The sequence below is a fragment of the Streptomyces dysideae genome, from assembly GCF_001514305.1.
In the GTDB taxonomy this organism is placed as follows: Bacteria; Actinomycetota; Actinomycetes; order Streptomycetales; family Streptomycetaceae; genus Streptomyces; species Streptomyces dysideae.
Window position 1 is genome coordinate 102,010 of the sequence record NZ_KQ949093.1, and the last position, 17,244, is coordinate 119,253.

Consider the following 17,244-nt stretch of genomic DNA (forward strand, 5'->3'; position numbering starts at 1 on the left):
CAACGCGACAGGGCCGCCCCCATGCGCTGATCGCCCCGGCCTGGAGCCCGCGTCGTGGCGCCGCCTCAGCAGGCGGCGGCGCCACGCGTCCGGGGCAGTGTGCCGGGAGTCCGCCAGGGGCGGGTCAGAAACACCAGCGCCAGTGCGGCGCAGAGCATGGCGCTCAGCATGATGACCGCCATCGGCAGGGGACTGTCGGTACCGAACACGCCGACGAGGGGGGAGGCCAGGGCGCCCAGCAGGAACTCCACCCCGCCGAGCAGTGCGGATGTGGTTCCGGATGCCTCCCGGCCCAGTGACTGCCCGAGGGTCATACTGGCCGGGAAGATGCTCCCTATGCCGAACAGGGTGACGAACAGACAGGCCCACGTGCCGGCCAGGCCGCCGACGTCCGCGGCGAGCAGGGCCACCTGCAACAGTGTGCCGGCGAGTGCCACCGCGACCCCGGCCGCCAGCAAGGTGCCCACCGGTAGCCGCCGGGAGAGAGCCCCGAAGGTCCAGACGGCGAGCAGCATGCCCGCCGCGTTGGTCGCGAAGATCAGGCTGTACTGCGACGCGGACACCCGGTACAGATTCTGGAATATGAAACTGGAGCCGGCGATGTACGAGAACATCGCCGCGGCGCTGAACGCCAAAGTGAGCATGCAGCCGACGAACGCGCGGTGCCCTAGCATCCGCCCCATGGCCCGGAACGTGATGGCCACCCCGCCCTGATGGCGCCGCTCGAGTGGCAGGGACTCATGGACGGCGAACAGCGCGCCCAGAAAGAGCAGTACCCCCAAGAACGCGAGCACGACGAAAACGGCCCGCCAGCTCGCGACCGACAGGATCGCACCGCCCAGCACCGGCGCCGCGACGGGCGCCACGCCCGGCACCATGGAGAGCATCGAGACGTACCGCGGCAGTTCGGGGCCGTGGAACCAGTCGGTGACCACCGCCTGCGCCAGCACCATCCCGGCCGCCCCGGCGGCGCCCTCCAGGAACCGCGCGGCAATCAGCACCTGAATGTTGGGGGCGAGCGCGCACACCAGGGACAGCGCGGCGAACAGCACGGTGCCGGGCAGGAGCAGGCGGCGGCGTCCGAGACCGTCGCTGAGCGGCCCGATGACCATCTGGCCCAGGACGAGCCCAGCCAGGAAGGCGGTCATGGAAAGCTGTACGGCCGACTCCCTCGCATGCAGGGTCCGTCCCAGCTCGGGAAACCCCGGCACGTACATGTCCGTTGCCAAGGGGGCCACGGACGTAAGCGCACCGAGAACTCCGATCAGGGCACCGACCCTCCGGGGCGGGCCGGTGCCAGTCGAACCCAGGGAGCGGTGCAGTGATACTCGCCACGGCCGGCGTCCCGCCGGTCGGCGAACGCGGCGGCCCCGTGCCGTGCCCGCCTCACTGAGGCCTGGTGGAGCCTCTGTCTTGGCGGCGAGATCCCGCACCGCGCCTTGGACATCCCGACGTGGCGGTGGGTTGCTGGAGCGCCAACCGGGGTGCTCAGCCGGAGTGGGCATGTCGCACCAGGGTGTCGAACAGGTTCTGCTGGGCGGGGTCGCTGTGCGCTGTGTCCTCCGGATGCCACTGCACCGCCGTGAACCAGCTTCGGGCACCGGGTAGTTCCAGGGCTTCGATCGTGCCGTCCACGGCGGTGGCCGTCACACTGAGGCCATGGCCCAGGCGGTCCACCTGCTGGTGGTGGTAGCAGGATGCTTCGGCCTTCTCCGCGCCCACCGCCTGCGCCGTCCGCGAGCCGGGAGCGATGGTCACCGGGTGCAGCAGATGGCGGTGTGCGCCGTCGGGGCCGCCCATGTCCTGATGGAGGCTGCCGCCGAGGGCGACGTTGACGACCTGAAGACCGCGGCAGATCGCCAGTAGCGGAATTCCCGACTCCAGCGCTCGCCGGGCGACTTCGATGTCGAAGGCGTCCTGGAGGTCGTCGACGTCGTAGACACGGTCGTGGGTGCCGGTGGCCCCGTAGCGGTACGGGGCGATGTCGCCGCCGCCGGGCAGGAGGACGCCGTCGAAGCGGGCGAGCCGGGCGGCGACATCGGCTTCGTCGGGGTCCGACGGGTGGATGCTCACCGGTTCACCCCCGGCCCGCCAGACTGCCTCGACGAGTGCGCGGGCGTTGACCTCGGCGGCGTACCGCAGCGCGGAGGCGGTGGCGGAGAAGCGGGCCGGGATGGCGATCAACGGTCGCGTCACAGCTGGATCCAGGTGGTCTTCAGCTCGGTGTACTTCTCCAGGGCGTGCACGGACTTGTCGCGGCCGTTGCCCGACTGCTTCATCCCCCCGAAGGGGACGGACAGGTCGCCCTCCTCATAGCAGTTGACCCAGACGGTGCCGGCCTTCAACGCACGGGAGACCCTGTGGGCGGTGGACAGGTCGGAGGTCCACAGGCCGGCGGCGAGGCCGTACTCGGTGGAGTTCGCGAGCCGTACGGCCTCGTCGATGTCGTCGAAGGTGAGAACGGACAGCACGGGGCCGAAGATCTCCTCGCGGGCCAGCCGCATTCCTGGGTCGACGCGGTCGAAAACGGTGGGCTGGAGGAAGCCACCGCCGGTGGCGGTCAGGGTGCGTTCCCCGCCGGTCAGCAGGCGGGCGCCCTGCGCCTGGCCGGTGGCGATATGGTCGAGGACCCGGTCCAGGTGAGCCTGCGAGACCAGGGCTCCCATGTCGGTGACCGGGTCCAGGGGGTCGCCGACCTTCAGTTCCCTCGCCCGCCGGAGCACTGCTTCGGTGACCTGTTCGGCGATGGAGGAGTGCACGAGGAGCCGGGACGGGGCGGTGCACATCTCGCCCTGGTTGAAGAAGATGCCCCAGGCGGCGGTGGCGGCGGCCTTCTCCAGGTCGGGCGCGTCCGGGAGGACGATGTTGGGGGACTTGCCGCCCAGTTCCAGCCAGACGCGCTTGAGGTTGGAGTCGGCGGCGTAGTGCAGGAAGTTGCGGCCGACGGCGGTGGAGCCGGTGAAGGACAGGACGTCGACGGCCGGGTGCAGGCCGATCGCGCGTCCGGCGGTCGGGCCGTCTCCGGTGACGACGTTGAGGACGCCGGGGGGCAGTCCGGCTTCGCTGCCGATGCGGCCCAGCAGCAGAGCGGACAGCGGTGACGATTCGGACGGCTTCAGGACGACGGCGCAGCCCGCGGCGAGGGCCGGGGCGACCTTCCAGCCGGCCAGGGTGAGCGGGAAGTTCCACGGTACGACCGCCCCGACCACGCCGGCCGGCTCGCGTGTGACGAGAGCGAGGGCATCGGCGGCGGTGTGTGGGGAGGAGTCGGTGAGCTTGTCGGTCAGTTGCCCGTACCAGCGGAAGGTGTTGATCGCGGCGCGCAGCTCGATGTCGTAGGCGTCGGTGATGGGCTTGCCCATCTCCAGGCTGATGGTGAGGGCGAGCTGCTCACGGTGCTCTTCGAGCAGTTCGGCGATCCGCAGCAGGATCCGGCCGCGGTCGGCAGGGGACAGCCGCGGCCAGGGGCCGGAGTCGACGGCGCGGCGTGCGGCCGCGACCGCGAGGTCGACCTCCGCCTCGCGTGCGTCGGCGACGTGGGTGAGGACTTGCCCGTTGCGGGGTGCGACGACGGCGAATGTGGCGCCGCTGCCGGCTTCGGCCCGGCCGTCGATGTGGTGCTGGGTGGGCAGGTCGAGTTCCTTGGCCCGGGTCAGCAGTTCCTCGTGGGTGATGTTGCGCATGGTGTCTCCGTGGGCCCTCTACTCGGCGCCGGAGGTGCCGGACTCCAGGAGTCGGCCGCCGTCCCAGACCACGCCGACCTGCCGGTAGTACGCGGCGATCGGCTCGCGGATCTCCAGCCGGGCCAGTTCCTCGGTGGGCGAGGCGAACAGTTCCAGCTCGGCGTCGCCGATCCACGGCTGACCGCCCTCGAAGGAGGCGGCTCCGGACTCGATCAGCTCGTCCAGCGCGAGCCCCTTGCCCTTCTCGATCGACGGCAGCCAGCGGTGGTGGGCCATCGGGTGGGCGTTGACGAAGCCGTTCGTCTTCGCCGGTTCGCGCAGCGTCACCACGGCCTGCGCGAGGCGGCGGTCGGCGGCGGCAAGGGTCGCGCCGAACTGCGCCCCGGCCTCGATCCGGGGCGCCGGTCCGTAGGGGTGCGGGCGGGTCTGGTGGATGGAGCCGAGCTTCTTCGGGTAGCCCTGGTGCAGTCCGCGGGCGATCGCGAAGTCCTTGTCGACCCAGATGTAGACGCAGCGGGTGTAAGTCTGGCCCTTGTACTTGCAGCGGACGACGGCGAACGCCTCCTTGTACTGGGAGAGCACCGGGTCCAGCAGTTCCTCGCCGAAGGCCGAGCAGGACTGCCAGTCGGCCCAGATCAGAGCCACCGCGCCGGGGTCCTCGTCGGCGAGTTCCAGCGGCTCGGGCAGCAGTTCGCGCACGCGGGCGGGGTCGGTGCGGTACTCGACGGTGAGCAGGTCACCGGAGTAGTGCCAGGGTGGGGAGGGGACCAGCGACGAGCCGTCGGTCGCTGTCTTGGGGTGGAAGTAGCCACGGACCATGGCCATGTCGTCACGCTCCAAAGAGATCAGCAGGGACGGGGCACGCCACCTGCACAAGACATGGCGAACGGAGAAGGGATGGATTCGCCGTCGCCTGAGGTAGGGGTTGAGCGCCCGGCGCAGGGCTCAACGCCGGCCGGGTTGCGGTGAGCCGGTGACGCCCTGGGCGGTCATGAGCGGGCGAGCCGCTCCAGACGGTGGTGCAGGTGATCGACGTAGGTCTCGGACTCGGGCTTCATCAGTACGCTGCGCAGGATTCGCGCGTCGTCGGCGTCCGCGGTGATCTTCGGGTGGCGGGCGGTGAAGCGCTGTGCGCCGACGCGGAGGGTGCTGAGGAAGACAGGATCCTCGCTGTCGGTCATGCCCTCCTGCAGGATCCGGTTGCTGGCCGCGTCGATCTCCGAAAGGGTGTGGCCGGCAGTCACCGGGAAGTAGCTGACGATGTCCAGCTGCGGGGGCTGGTAGAGCTCCAAGTGCTCCGAATTCTCGATCAGCTCCGCCCAGCGCAGCGCCGCCCGCCTACCGGCCGACAGCACCTGGCCCAGCCCCTCGCGGGTGGGCGGCAGCAACTGGAAGGTGAGCCACAGGGCGGCGGCCGCCGCACCGGCGCGGGAGCACTCCAGGCTGATCTCACCCAGGTGCATCTCCTCGGAGGTGAAGTACGTGTACGGCGAGTCGTGCAGGTAGAACCGGCCGACGGAGGGGGCGCGGAAGAGGACCGCGCCGCAGCCGTACGGCTGCAGGCCGTGCTTGTGCGGATCCACCACGATGGAATCGGCCTGGGCGACGGCCTGCCAGGGCTCGGTCGGCAGGCCCTCGGGGCCGTCCGCGCCGGCCAGCAGCGTGAAGAAGCCGCCGTATGCGGCGTCGACGTGGATTCGTACGCCGTACCGCTCACGCAGCGCCAGCGCCTCGTGGACCGGCTCGATGGCGCCGAGCCCGGTCGTACCGGTCGTCAGTACGACCGTGCCGACCCGCCCGCTGCCCAGCAGTTCCTCCAGCGCGGCCATGTCCATGCGGCCCAGGTCGTCCGTGGGGACGGGGAAGCCCTCCACCCCCAGGACCCCGCACATGCGGCCGTGCGTGTAGTGGGCCTCGGTGCTGTAGGCGACGCCCTTGCCCGGATGCAGCTCGCGCGCGACGAAGAGGGCCTCGAGGTTGGCTATGGTGCCACTGGTGGTCAGGTGTCCCAGGTGCGTTTCGTAGCCGAACATGGTGGCCAACTGCTGGACCACCTCGCGCTCCATCGTGGCGGTGGCCGGTCCGCCGTCCAGGGCGTGGTTGTTGGGGTTGATCAGCATCGCGGTCAGGTAGCCGACCACGGCTGCCGGGTGCGGCGGCTTGAGCATCTGGCCCGCGTAGTGGGGGTGGAAGAAGGGGTAATTGTCCTTGAGTCGCTCGGTGAAGGTCTCGAAGGCGGCGGCGAACCGGCCGTCGTCGACGGCCAGCGCCGGGTGCGGTTCATAGGGGCCGAAGGTCTTCGCCCAGTCGGTGTTCGATACGACAGCCGCGGCGAGCCACTTGCTCAGGTCCATCCCGTCACTCCTCTTCGGTCTCGCATGTTTGGCGTGGTGCGTGCTCAGCGCCGGGGCGGGCGGATGCCGCGGAACTCCCAGTCGCCGCCCAGCGCGGTCGACAGCACTTCCTCGGACTCGGTCGGTTGCGCGCCGACGTCGGCCCGAACAGGGGTGGGCCCCACGACGATGTGGTTGGTGAGCCGCCCGAGGCCCTCGACCTCCACCTCGACGACGTCGCCGGGCTGTACGGGGCGGGAGTTGGCGGGAGTGCCGGACAGGAGCACGTCGCCGGGGTACAGGGTGATGGTGCGGGCGATGTCGGCGACGAGGTAGTGCATGTCCCACGTCATCTCGTCCGTAGAACCGTCCTGGACGACCTTGCCGTTGACGTAGGTGCGCAGCGCCTTGCCGTGGAAGTCCCAGTCGGTGACCACTCCGGGGCCGAGCGGGCAGAGGGTGTCGGAGCCCTTGACGCGGAGCATGGAGCCGGCGTCGGTGTCACGGAAGTCGTGCAGGCCGTAGTCGTTGGCGATGGTGTAGCCCGCGATGTACTGCCCCGCCTCGGCCGGGGCGATGTTGCGGGCCGTCCTGCCGATGACGATGGCGACCTCGCCCTCGTAGTTGAGCCACTTGCAGCCCTCGGGCCGGACGATGGCGCCCTTGTGGGAGTTCAGGGCCGAGGTGGGCTTGTGGAAGTACGTGGGCGTGGTGGGCAGGCCGATCTGGAACTCGTCGACGCGGCTGCGGTGGTTGAGGTGGACGGCGATCACCTTGGACGGGACCACCGGGGGAAGATGCCGGGCATCCTCGATCTTGACGCGGCGCCCGTCCCCGGCGACGAGTTCGTCCCCGTCGACAGTGACCTGGACGTCTGCGCCGTCGAGCAGGACGCGGCGGAATTCGGACATGGTGGGGCTCCTGAATGCGGGGGAGGGGGTGCTTAGGTGGCGCGATGGCGCGAGATGTGTGGCGTGGCAGGGTGAGGTAGTCCCCGGCCGGTCCAGCCGTCGGCCGGGCGGTCGAACCAGAGGTGGGCCTGGCCGGTGCCGACGGAGTTCTCGTACTCGCCGTACTGGCGTGCCTTCGCCACGCACGCCTGCTCGCCGAGGGCGCCCGCCATCATCAGATAGTGGAAGAACTTGGCCTCGGGCTTGTATCGCCAGAACTCGTCCATGGTGTCGAGGACCTTGTCGTGGCGGCCCTCCTTGAACCAGGCGATTCGCTCTTCGTCGGCCGCACGGGCCTCGGGGGTGAAGATGTGGGCGGGGTCGCTGGCCTCATGGTCGCGGATCTCGCGCAGCGGCCAGAAGGTGTGCGACATCGCGCCGGAGGCGATCAGCAGCACCCGGCGGCCCGGGGTCGCGGCGATACCGTCGGCCAGGGCGCGACCGAGGCGGAGGTGATCCTCCATGTCACCGGTCTGGCACACGCCGATGGTGACCCACCGCTTGTCCGGCAGGCCCTCACCGAGGAACTTCCAGAGGTTGATGGTGGCGTAGTAGATCGGCAGGTACGCGTCGTCGATCGCGGTGATCCAGGTGCCGTGCTTGCCGGCGAACTTTGCCACAGTGTCGGCGAGTTCGGGGTCGCCCGGGAAGTCGTACGGCATCCGGCACATGCCGCGCGGCAGTTCCTCGGAGGTGAACAGCCCCGCCCGCCGGTCCTGCGCCGTCATCACGAACTCCACCGTGGTAGCCCAGTGGGAGTCGAGGACGACGACGGTGTCGTAGTCGTCACGCTCGAAGACGTCCTTGCGAAGCTGGTGGAGGCCGGTGACGAGGGTGATCTCCTTGCCCTCGTTCAACGCCAGCCGCTCCTCCTTCGGGAGCACGATGGTGGGCACGTGGGCGAGCATGCCCGCCCCGACGATTTCACCCATGGTCCTGCCATCCCTTCGGGGCGGTGACGGTGTTCTTCACGTCGCAGTAGAAGTCGAAGCTCCAGGTGCCGCCTTCACGCCCGACCCCGGACTCGCGGGAGCCGCCGAACGGGGCCTGGAGGTCGCGGACGAAGAAGCAGTTGATCCACACCGTGCCCGCGACCAGCTGTCCGCTGACGCGCTCGGCGCGCTCCGGGTCGCCGGTGGCGACGGTGGCGGCGAGCCCGAAGCGGGTGCCGTTGGCCAGCCGGACGGCCTCGTCCTCGTCGGCAAAGGTCTGCAGGGTCAGGACCGGGCCGAAGACCTCCTCCTGCACGATCTCCGAGTCCTGGTCGATGTCCGTGAGCAGAGTCGGCGCGTAGAACTGGCCGCCATTGCGGTGCCCGCCGATGACAACACGCGCCCCGGCCGCGAGCGCCCGCTGCACGAAACCGTCGATCTTCTCCAGTTGGCGGGGGTGGATGTTGGGGCCGATATCGGTGGCCTCGTCGCGCGGATCACCCTGCTTCAAGGCGCTCGCCTTCTCCACGAAGCGGCGCGTGAACTCCTCGACGACTGGTTCCTCGACGAGCAGCCGGGTGGCGGCCAGGCACACCTGGCCGGCGTTGTCGTACTGCTCCACCGCCAGGTCGACCGCGAGGTCCAGGTCTGCGTCCGCGAACACCAGGAGCGGGGACTTGCCGCCCAGTTCCAGGCTCAAAGGTGTCAGGCCGGCGGCGGCCGACGCCGCGATCCGCTTGGCCGTGGGCACCGAACCGGTGAAGCTGATGCGGCGTACGTCCGGGTGCGAGGTCAGCGCGTCGCCGACTTCCGAGCCGTAGCCCTGCACGACATTCAGCACACCGGCCGGGAGCCCGGCCTCGGCGGCGATGTCAGCCAGCAGGGACGCGGTCAGCGGGGACCACTCGGCGGGCTTGAGGACGACGGTGTTGCCGGCGGCGAGGGCCGGGGCGACCTTCCAGGTGGCCAGCATGAGCGGGGCGTTCCACGGGGTGATCAGGACACAGGGGCCGGCCGGGTCCCAGCTGACGTGGTTCGTGTGGCCGCGGGTCTCGAAGTCCTCGTGCTCCAGCTGCAGCAGCCAGTCCGCGAAGAAGCGGAAGTTGTGCGCGACACGGGGCATCACACCGCGCCGGTGGGAGCGCAGCAGGGCGCCGTTGTCGTATGTCTCGACGATTGCCAGGTCTTCCAACCGCTTCTCCACGCCATCGGCGATCGCGTGCAGGATTCGGGCGCGCTCGGCGCGCGGGGTGGCGGCCCAGCCGGGGAAAGCGGCCTTCGCGGCGGCCACCGCGGCCGCAGCCTCCATCGCGGTGCCGCGGGCGATCTCGCCCAGAGCGCCGCCGTCGATCGGTGAGATGTCGGTGAACGTCTCGGTGGAGGCGACACGCTCGCCGTCGATCCAGTGCCGGGTGTCAACGGTCACCCCGGCGATGACAGCTGCTTGGGGCTCGCGGGTCATGTCCCAACCTTTCTTTCGTTTGGGCCCAAATAAACAGTCGGCTCGTGAGGGTGTCAAGGGCTGCCAAGATATTTATTTGGGGCCAAACGTTTGAGGCAGGGGTCATCTCTTCAGTGGCTGGGCGCTCGGGGGATGCGCACGCCCCCTGACAGCCGGGGGTTCGTGGTGGCCGAGCCTCGACGTGTGACTACGGACGCGGGCGACGGCCCGAGCGCCGCGGGGCAAGGTCCTCGTCGGCGAGCAGCTTCCGCCGGCGCTGCTCGCCGCGCTCCTCGAGCCGGCCGACGATGACGCGCAGGCTGTCGGCGAGCTGGAGGCATTGCTCGGGGCTCAGTGGGGCGGAGACGAACGCCTCCTCCGCATTGAAGGCCGGGAACAGTTCCTCCATGAGCTTCTCCCCTGCAGGGGTCAGGGAGAGCAGGACCCGGCGACGGTCTTCGGGGTGGGGGGAGCGGGCCACGAGGCCGCGTGACTCGAGGGTGCGTGAAACGCCGGTCAGCGTCCCCTTGGAGATGCCCGCCTCCTCGGCGACCGACCAGGTCTCCGCCTCGCCCCAGATCCACAGCACCCACAGCACGACGAAGCTGGTCCACGTCAGCTCGTGCGGACGCAGCACCGAGTTCTCCAGGTGATTGCGGACGGCCGCGGCGGCGCGGTGGATGTTGCCCACGGCGGCCATGGCCTCGCGCTGCAGCGTCAGGCCGCCCAGCCGCTGCTGTATGGCCTGCTCCGTCTCGGTGATGGATCGGCGAGGCCCGGGCACAGGCTCCTCCTTCGCGTAGGGGGCGACGCGGGGTCGCCGACAGGTTCGTTTGCGGTCAAATGTATCCCGCAGTCACCCGGTCCGGTGGCCTTCGGTCATGGCCGGAAGCGGGCAGAATCTGCCCGACCCTCTTGTGGGCGGTGCACTCGGGCTTTATCGTTTGGCCTCAAATGATTACCTGGCGCCACCGGCCGGGCACTAGGCCGCCGGAAACTGCCCGGGCACGTCAGACAGAATGCAACTCATCGCCGCACCACTGGAGCATCCCTTGAGCGCCCACACAGACCCCCAGGTCCGACAGACGATGGAAGCGCTGGACGCCAAGGGGATCGATGTCCTCCGCGTCGCCTACCCGGACCTGATGGGGTCCGACCGTAGCCGGGACATCCTGCTGCACCATCTGCCGCACGCCGCCGGACATGGCCTGGCTTTCAGCCGCGCCGTCTACCACACCGGCGCCCTCGGCGATCACTCCGACATTGCCGGCGGTCTCGACGCGGGTATGCCGGACATCCTGGCGCGCCCGGACCTGGACACCGTAATCCCGCTGCCCTGGGAGCCGAACGTAGCCTGGTGCATCGGCGACGTCATCGATCCGGCCACCGGCCAGAGCGTTCCCGAATCACCCAGGGACCTGTTGCGTCGGGTTCTCGCCCGTCTGAATCGGGAGGGCCTGACCGCGATCGTCGGCCCGGAACTGGAATACGTCCTGCTCGAGCCGGACACCGACGCACCCACCGCGTGGCGTCGCTATGCCCCCGAACCAGGCAATGTCTACACCACCGGCCGCAAGTCCGACCCCGATGGCCACCTCCTGCGGACGGTACGGGCCCTGCATGCACTTGGCCTGGACGTCAGCGGCGGCAACCGCGAGTTCGACGGCGGCCAGTTCGAGATCAACCTCAACCACTCCGAAGCACTGAACGCCGCTGACCGCGCATTCCGGTTCAAGGCCGCGGTCAAGGAACTCGCCCGCGCCGAGGGCCGGCTGGCGACGTTCATGGCCAAGCCGTTCAACGATGGCGGCGGGTCAGGATTTCACCTGCACGTCTCCGTCGTCGACGGCGACGGAACCAATGTCTTCGACGCCCCGAACGAGGCTCACGGCCTCTCGGCCATGGCCCGTCACGCGCTGGCCGGCGTCCTCGCACATGCACCCGCTCTGTCCGCGCTGCTCAACCCCACTGTCAACTCCTACAAGCGGTTCGGCCCCGACACCACCGCACCCTGGCTGATCAACTGGGGCCTGGACAACCGCAACGCGATGGTGCGCATCCCGCCGGAGCGCGGTGCCGCCTCCCGGCTGGAGGTCCGCCTCGGCGACGCCACGGCCAACCCCTACCTCGCCATCGCCGGCCTCCTGGCCGCCGTCCACCTCGGCATCACCGCCGCAGCCGAGCCCCCCGCACCGGCGACCGGCCACGCCGCCGACACCAACACCGCGGCCAAACTGCCCGCCGACCTGGGCCAGGCCCTGGACGCCCTCCAGGCCGACGACCAGCTCACCGACGCCCTCGGCAAGTCCTTCGTCGACGCCTTCCTCACCTTCAAGCGGGACGAACTCGCCCGCTTCCACAAGTACGTCACCGACTGGGAGTTCAGGGAGTACGCCCAGATCAACTGACACCGCCCACTTTCCGACCGGCCACCTGGTCCAACCACCTGCTCGGCGCGCGGGCCGACATCCTCGCCACGCCCGGCGGAGCGGACTGCTCTGTCCGTACGTCATCCCAACCTCGTGCGAAGGGTTTCTCCGACGGCATTGCACAGGTCGAGCGACAGCAGCCCACATGGGTCGGGACACACCAGGGCTGCGCGAAAACCCCCTCGGACTACGGAGAAAGGAGAGCCCGTCGTGCGCGCACTCGTCATCCGACACGACCCCGTGACGGAGCCCGGACTGGTAGGAGACCGGCTCATCGAGCGCGGGTACGAGCTCACGCTCCTCACGGTCGTCCCGGAGGAACAGCACCACACTCCCAACGTACGATTCGACTTCCCCGACGCCGACGGCTGGGATCTCGTCGTGTCGCTCGGCGCCCCCTGGTCGGTGTACGACGAGACGACGGTCGGCAGGTGGATCGGCGGCGAACTCGCCCTGCTGCGCAAGGCCCATCACCTCGGCATCCCCGTACTGGGTATCTGTTTCGGTGCCCAGGCCCTGACCACAGCCCTGGGCGGTACCGTCGAGGCAGCGCCGCGCCCCGAGATCGGCTGGGTCCGCATCGACACGGACGACCCCTCCCTCATACCCCCAGGCCCCTGGATGCAGTGGCACTACGATCGCTGCGTGCCGCCGCCTGACGCCCGCGAGACAGCCCGCAACACCGTGTGCACGCAGGCGTTCCGGATGGGAAACTCGCTCGGGGTCCAGTTCCACCCCGAGGCGATCCCGGCTGTCGTACGGCGCTGGGTGGAGTTCGGCGGCGCGGAACAGTGCGCACGGCTCGGCATCGATCCTGAGGAACCGGTCGCACGCAGCCGCGCCATGGAACCGGTGGCACGTGAGAACGCGCACCGCCTGGTCGACGCGTTCCTCGACTCCTTGGATTGAGACACGGGGCGGCAATCGAGTAGGAGGGCCGGATCGTCCGGCCCTCCTCTCACACCACCGGGCATGCAGGCCCGCATCCGGCGGTTCACCAAGCTGATGGGCGGAATCCGCGCCACTCAGCAGATGCTCGACTTCTGCGTCGAGCACGGTATTGGTGTCGAAACCGAGGTCATCCCTGTGGAGAAGATCAACGAGGCGTACGATCGCGTGGCCCCGCCATCAGCGACTCGGCGAGGAGCTTCCGGGGCGTGCGGATTCCTGGGACGCAACGGCTGGCCCTGCCAGGTCCCGGCCTGCGTCCACGACGCTGCCGAGGACGAGCCAGCGCTCGTCCCGCTGAGCTGCCCCGAGTTCGTCCGGGTCCTGCGAGCCCTCGTGCTGCATCCGTACGCGACCGCGAGCACGTCCTGCACCGGACCGCCTGGCGGCGCCGTCACCAAGCCGTCGCGGCCCCCCGCCACCAGCAACGACACCACCCGTCACGACCAACCATGATCAAGAACTACAGATGCCGTGACAGTGCCTCCTCCGCGATTCCGATGGGACTGTCGACCACGTATCGCCATTCGCCGTCGGCACCACGGCGGGCCACCTCCACAGTAGTGCCCGACAACGACAGCGCAGACCCGTCCGGGCCTGTTCCCTCCAACGCCCAGTCCGCGTGCATGAGTGCCACACCGTCTACCTCGAAGGCGACCGTCGGGTTCAGCACGAACGACTTGCTCGCCGCGGTCAGCAAGCCAGTGAGCTGCTCGCGAATCGCATCCAGTCCGACAACAACTTGCTCGGCAGAAGCCACAAACACCGCATTCCGCTCATACAAAGCCAGTAGTCCTTCGATGTCCTGAGCGAGGAACTTCTCCAAGAACCTTTCCTGAAGAGCCCGGGGAGTAGAGGTGAGCATTGCAATATCCTTCCTTTAAGGCGCTTATGCGTGGACGCCGATCCTGAGCTCTGTCTTCTCCGACATTGCTGCGAAAGTCGGTGAAGACAGCGACGTCGTCAGTGATGCGGTGAAAGAATCCACCGTTGCCTCAGCGATCCGGTGGCGGTGTCGAGTGGGTCAATGAACGGGGTGGTGCTGGTGCCGCAGCGTGACTACAAGCGACGTCCCGGGTCGAGATCGCGGCGACGAGACCGTACTGGGTGACACTGGCAATCCGGGCGGCCACGGCCAGGCCACCGAACGGGACGATCATCGATGTCGTCCTGCTCATACCCTGCCCGAGCCCCGCCTCACGGTCTTGCTCCCTGACGTACCGGGCTTGTTCATATGCGTACATCTGCAAGGCCATATCTCCGAACTTGTACCAGTACTCGCGCCCTGGTAGGCCGGGGATGTATCGCCACTGCCACCGAGGCGACTCGCCGCCTGCCTCAGATGCGGTCACGGCGGCGTACGACCACCGCCCCGTTGTGAACGCCTGCGGCGGGGCCACCGTCATCGGCTGAGACGACCGGGACCCCAGGGAAACCACTGCCGGATCGCTGAGATCGCGGTCGCCAGGCTCTCCCGGACGGAAAGACCACCGACACCTCGTCGACCCTGGCGAACTCCAGCGTGACCTCGGCCCGCAGGCCATGCACAGCGTCCCGCGCCGCCGAAGCCCGCCAGGCGCCGACGTCCGAAACGATTGCCGACGGCCTCATCGACCGCATCATCGGCCGGATTCTCGTCGCCCACGACTGGGCGTTCGAGGTCGCGTCCCGCGTCGTGGTGTAGGGGATCAAGCGTTGGGCGTTCCAGTACGAGGCTCCAGGTGATCTTCGCCGAGCCAGCGGTCCACGAGGTGTCCTGCTGGGGCGAGTTGAGCGACCGGTCGTGCGGAGCCACCGCCGCCGACCTGCGGATTCCGGCGACTTGATCGGCTACACCACCCGGCGGGACGCCATCGCGTTCGACGCCCAGCACCCGCACGCAGAGCGGGCGTTCACCGTCAATCCCCGTGCGGCGATCGGCAACTCGTCCGCGTCTCGACTTGTCACGGTGGACCGCACAGATCCAATCGAGGAGGAAGCAATGACCACGACCGCTGAGTCGGTGACGGCCTTCACCACCGGTCTCTACATCGATGGGGTATGGGCCACGGCGGCCGAGACCTTCGACAACCTGAACCCGGCCACCGGCGAGCTGCTGGTGAAGGTCTCCAGCGGCAGCGCCGAGGACATCGACCGCGCTGTCCGGGCTGCTCGCACCGCTCTCGAAGGGGTCTGGGCGGAAACGACCGGCGTGGCCCGGGGCCGGCTGCTCAACCGACTCGCCGACCTGATCGAGCGCGACGCGGCCGAGTTCGCTCGGCTGGAGGCCCTCGACGTGGGCAAGCCGGTCGGCCAGCCCAGCATGCTGGACGTCCCCAACGCGGTGGCCACGTTCCGCCACTTCGCCGGCTGGGCCGACAAGATCCAGGGTGCGACGATCCCGACTGCCGGCTACCTCGGTATGGCGAAGACGCACTCCTACACCGTCCGCGAGCCCGTCGGCGTGATCGGTGCGATCGTGTCGTGGAACACGCCGCTGATGATCGCGGGCTGGAAGCTCGGCCCGGCGCTCGCTGCGGGCAACACCATCGTCGTCAAGCCGCCGGAGGACGCTCCGTTGTCGATCCTGCACCTCGGCCAGCTCATCGAGGAGGCCGGGTTCCCGGCCGGAGTGGTCAACATCGTCCCCGGTCTCGGTCGCACCGCGGGCGCGGCGCTCGTGGCCCACCCCGGCGTCGACAAGATCAGCTTCACCGGGTCTCCGGAGGTCGGTCGGCAGATCCAGAAGGTGGCCGCGGACACCTTCAAGCGCGTCACCCTCGAGCTCGGCGGGAAGACGCCGCAGATCGTCTGTGAGGACGCCGACGTCGAGGCGGCCATCCAGGGCATCGCGATGGGCCTCTTCTTCAACCAGGGCGAGACGTGCGCGGCCGGAACCAGGATCCTCGTCCACCGCTCGCACTACGACACCGTCGTCAACGCACTCGCACAGGCGGCCGAGGCCCAGATCCTTGGCGACCCCTTCGCCGAGTCCACCACGATGGGGGCCCTCGTCAACGAGCGCCAGCAACAGCGTGTGCTCGACTACATCGAGAAGGGCAAGGCCGAGGGTGCGCGACTCGTCGCCGGCGGCGCTCGGCCCGACCAGCCCGGCTTCTTCGTGCGTCCGACGATCTTCGCCGACGTCGACAACAGCTCGACCATCGCCCGCGAAGAGATCTTCGGCCCGGTCGGCGCCGTGATCCCGTTCGACACCGTCGACGAGGCGATCGCCATCGCCAACGACACGGACTACGGTCTCGCCGCGACGATCTGGACCCGGAACGTGTCGCTCGCCCACACGCTGGCCGCCAAGGTGCGGGCCGGTGCGGTGTGGGTCAACGGCTGGGGCGCCCTCGACCCGGCGCTGCCGTGGGGTGGCATGAAGACCAGCGGGATCGGTCGCGAACTCGGCTGGGCCGGGATCGTGGCCAACACCGAGGAGAAGGTCGTCACCGTCGTCCTCTGAGGACGGGGAAAGGGGCGGGTGCCAGACGCCCGCCCCTTTCGCTCCCCTGCATCAGGCAGCGCACCCCTTGCGGAGTTCCCGTGGGGACTGCCCGTAGGTACTGCGGAACAGGCGCGAGAAGTGCGCGGCGTCGGGGAAACCCCAGCGGTGGCCGATCTGGGCGATGGAGAGATGCCCGCATCCGGGGTCGACGAGATCGCGGCGGCACTGTTCGAGACGGCGAGTACGGATGAGGGCCGAGACGGAAGTGCCTTCCGACTCGAAGACCTTCTGCAGGTAGCGGACAGAGACGAAGTGGGCTTCGGCCACCGCCTTCGAGGTGAGACCCGGGTCCTGGAGCCGCTCGTCGACGAATTTGCGGACCTGCGCGATCAAGGTGCGATGGCCCGAGGGCGATCCCGGATCCAGGGGACGCTGGAGCTGCTGGGCGAATGCTGCGGTGACCAGTTCGACCACAGCGTCTCCCAAATGCGTGGCGACGACGGGCCGGGCTGCGGTGAGGTGCGCGCCCAGTTCTCTCATCAGGGGGGCGATCAGCGCGCCCAGCCCGTGGTCGCCGGCCAGTCGAACTGCTGTCAGTGAGGCCATCTGCTGTTCCGGGAGGCGGATGAGTGACCGCGGGAACATGGCCACGGTCATCCGGAAGTCGTTGCTGGACGAGACCCGGTAGGGGCGGGAGGTGTCGTAGAGCGTGAGATCCCCCGGGTGGAGGTGCGCCTGGCGGTCACCCTGCTCGATGATGCTGGAGCCACTGATCTGGAGCCCGAACTTGTAGAACTCGGGATCATCGGCCTTGATCAGCCGCGGGGTCCGCTCCACTTGGGTGTGGGATGCGGAGACCTCGGCGAAAACCACCGCACCCAGCGTGGCCGAACCGACGTCGCCGGAGAAGTGCGACGTGTCGCGGGAGCACCGGGCGCGCAGGGGTACGAAGGTGTGGCAGATCCGGTCTTCCCATGCCTCGAAGCTGCCGTCGAGGCCGGGATCCTGGGTGGTCGGTGCGCCCATGTCGTGTCCTCCTGTAGGCGGTGACCCGAGCACAGGGTACGGCACCGAATGTTTCGGCCGGTAAAGATCTGT

At 69.0% G+C, this 17,244-nt stretch carries 15 protein-coding genes and 2 pseudogenes; 6 read left to right on the forward strand and 11 right to left on the reverse strand.

Going from position 1 to position 17,244, the window contains the following annotated elements; all coding sequences use genetic code 11:
• Positions 1-65: 65 nt before the first annotated feature.
• From AQJ91_RS27235 to AQJ91_RS27275, 9 genes are all read right to left on the reverse strand, one after another.
• Positions 66-1,238, reverse strand: coding sequence for a multidrug effflux MFS transporter (locus AQJ91_RS27235; protein WP_234382968.1), 1,173 nt, complete (start codon positions 1,236-1,238; stop codon positions 66-68).
• Positions 1,239-1,488: 250 nt separating this feature from the next.
• Positions 1,489-2,196 (reverse strand): gamma-glutamyl-gamma-aminobutyrate hydrolase family protein, encoded by a 708-nt coding sequence (locus AQJ91_RS27240; protein ID WP_067026726.1) that lies wholly within the window; start codon positions 2,194-2,196, stop codon positions 1,489-1,491.
• A complete protein-coding gene (locus AQJ91_RS27245) occupies positions 2,193-3,683 on the reverse strand; it encodes an aldehyde dehydrogenase (RefSeq protein WP_067026728.1) in 1,491 nt (496 codons plus the stop codon). The genes AQJ91_RS27240 and AQJ91_RS27245 overlap by 4 nt, the downstream gene beginning before the upstream one ends.
• Before the next feature lie 18 nt (positions 3,684-3,701).
• Positions 3,702-4,508 carry an acetoacetate decarboxylase family protein gene (locus tag AQJ91_RS27250; protein WP_067026730.1) on the reverse strand — a complete coding sequence of 269 codons (807 nt, stop codon included), beginning with the start codon at positions 4,506-4,508 and terminating at the stop codon, positions 3,702-3,704.
• Positions 4,509-4,672: 164 nt separating this feature from the next.
• On the reverse strand, positions 4,673-6,037 hold the full coding sequence (locus AQJ91_RS27255; protein ID WP_067026732.1) for a pyridoxal phosphate-dependent decarboxylase family protein: 1,365 nt from the start codon (positions 6,035-6,037) through the stop codon (positions 4,673-4,675).
• A gap of 44 nt (positions 6,038-6,081) precedes the next feature.
• On the reverse strand, positions 6,082-6,927 hold the full coding sequence (locus AQJ91_RS27260) for a fumarylacetoacetate hydrolase family protein (RefSeq protein WP_067026734.1): 846 nt from the start codon (positions 6,925-6,927) through the stop codon (positions 6,082-6,084).
• 32 nt (positions 6,928-6,959) lie between these two features.
• Positions 6,960-7,898, reverse strand: a complete 939-nt coding sequence (locus AQJ91_RS27265) for a 3,4-dihydroxyphenylacetate 2,3-dioxygenase (protein ID WP_067026736.1) — start codon at positions 7,896-7,898, stop codon at positions 6,960-6,962.
• Complete coding sequence (locus AQJ91_RS27270; RefSeq protein WP_067026738.1) at positions 7,891-9,360, reverse strand: aldehyde dehydrogenase; 1,470 nt, start codon at positions 9,358-9,360, stop codon at positions 7,891-7,893. Before AQJ91_RS27270 ends, AQJ91_RS27265 begins: the two co-directional genes overlap by 8 nt.
• Before the next feature lie 187 nt (positions 9,361-9,547).
• Positions 9,548-10,123 (reverse strand): MarR family winged helix-turn-helix transcriptional regulator, encoded by a 576-nt coding sequence (locus AQJ91_RS27275; RefSeq protein WP_067026740.1) that lies wholly within the window; start codon positions 10,121-10,123, stop codon positions 9,548-9,550.
• 268 nt (positions 10,124-10,391) lie between these two features.
• Here AQJ91_RS27275 and AQJ91_RS27280 point away from each other — a divergent pair, with 268 nt between their 5' ends.
• From AQJ91_RS27280 to AQJ91_RS58760, 4 genes and pseudogenes are all read left to right on the forward strand, one after another.
• On the forward strand, positions 10,392-11,747 hold the full coding sequence (locus AQJ91_RS27280) for a glutamine synthetase family protein (RefSeq protein ID WP_234382971.1): 1,356 nt from the start codon (positions 10,392-10,394) through the stop codon (positions 11,745-11,747).
• A gap of 231 nt (positions 11,748-11,978) precedes the next feature.
• Positions 11,979-12,677, forward strand: a complete 699-nt coding sequence (locus AQJ91_RS27285) for a type 1 glutamine amidotransferase (protein ID WP_067026744.1) — start codon at positions 11,979-11,981, stop codon at positions 12,675-12,677.
• 93 nt (positions 12,678-12,770) lie between these two features.
• Positions 12,771-12,887, forward strand: a pseudogene (locus AQJ91_RS56040) (alcohol dehydrogenase); the annotation flags it as partial.
• Positions 12,888-12,974: 87 nt separating this feature from the next.
• Positions 12,975-13,172, forward strand: a pseudogene (locus tag AQJ91_RS58760) (IS701 family transposase); the annotation flags it as partial.
• A 7-nt stretch (positions 13,173-13,179) separates the two neighbouring features.
• Here AQJ91_RS58760 and AQJ91_RS27295 read toward each other — a convergent pair.
• Positions 13,180-13,581, reverse strand: a complete 402-nt coding sequence (locus AQJ91_RS27295; RefSeq protein WP_079085216.1) for a YybH family protein — start codon at positions 13,579-13,581, stop codon at positions 13,180-13,182.
• Between the two features lie 657 nt (positions 13,582-14,238).
• Between AQJ91_RS27295 and AQJ91_RS53835 the strand changes: the two genes are divergently transcribed.
• Together AQJ91_RS53835 and styD are read left to right on the forward strand one after the other, a co-directional pair.
• On the forward strand, positions 14,239-14,400 hold the full coding sequence (locus AQJ91_RS53835) for a hypothetical protein (protein WP_159054673.1): 162 nt from the start codon (positions 14,239-14,241) through the stop codon (positions 14,398-14,400).
• A 297-nt stretch (positions 14,401-14,697) separates the two neighbouring features.
• The gene (gene styD / locus AQJ91_RS27300) at positions 14,698-16,164 is read left to right on the forward strand and encodes a phenylacetaldehyde dehydrogenase StyD (protein ID WP_067026880.1); all 1,467 of its coding nucleotides are present in this window, start codon (positions 14,698-14,700) and stop codon (positions 16,162-16,164) included.
• A gap of 51 nt (positions 16,165-16,215) precedes the next feature.
• Here the strand turns inward: styD and AQJ91_RS27305 are convergent, their stop codons facing one another.
• On the reverse strand, positions 16,216-17,172 hold the full coding sequence (locus AQJ91_RS27305; protein ID WP_067026750.1) for an AraC-like ligand-binding domain-containing protein: 957 nt from the start codon (positions 17,170-17,172) through the stop codon (positions 16,216-16,218).
• Positions 17,173-17,244 lie beyond the last annotated feature (72 nt).

Excerpts from the sequence above, each read along its gene's own strand:
- AQJ91_RS27295 (WP_079085216.1), bottom strand. The coding sequence starts at position 13,581 with ATGCTCACCTCTACTCCCCGGGCTCTTCAGGAAAGGTTCTTGGAGAAG.
- AQJ91_RS27245 (WP_067026728.1), bottom strand. The coding sequence starts at position 3,683 with ATGCGCAACATCACCCACGAGGAACTGCTGACCCGGGCCAAGGAACTC.
- AQJ91_RS27270 (WP_067026738.1), bottom strand. The coding sequence starts at position 9,360 with ATGACCCGCGAGCCCCAAGCAGCTGTCATCGCCGGGGTGACCGTTGAC.
- styD (WP_067026880.1), top strand. The coding sequence starts at position 14,698 with ATGACCACGACCGCTGAGTCGGTGACGGCCTTCACCACCGGTCTCTAC.
- AQJ91_RS27250 (WP_067026730.1), bottom strand. The coding sequence starts at position 4,508 with ATGGCCATGGTCCGTGGCTACTTCCACCCCAAGACAGCGACCGACGGC.
- AQJ91_RS27305 (WP_067026750.1), bottom strand. The coding sequence starts at position 17,172 with ATGGGCGCACCGACCACCCAGGATCCCGGCCTCGACGGCAGCTTCGAG.
- AQJ91_RS27255 (WP_067026732.1), bottom strand. The coding sequence starts at position 6,037 with ATGGACCTGAGCAAGTGGCTCGCCGCGGCTGTCGTATCGAACACCGAC.
- AQJ91_RS27265 (WP_067026736.1), bottom strand. The coding sequence starts at position 7,898 with ATGGGTGAAATCGTCGGGGCGGGCATGCTCGCCCACGTGCCCACCATC.
- AQJ91_RS27260 (WP_067026734.1), bottom strand. The coding sequence starts at position 6,927 with ATGTCCGAATTCCGCCGCGTCCTGCTCGACGGCGCAGACGTCCAGGTC.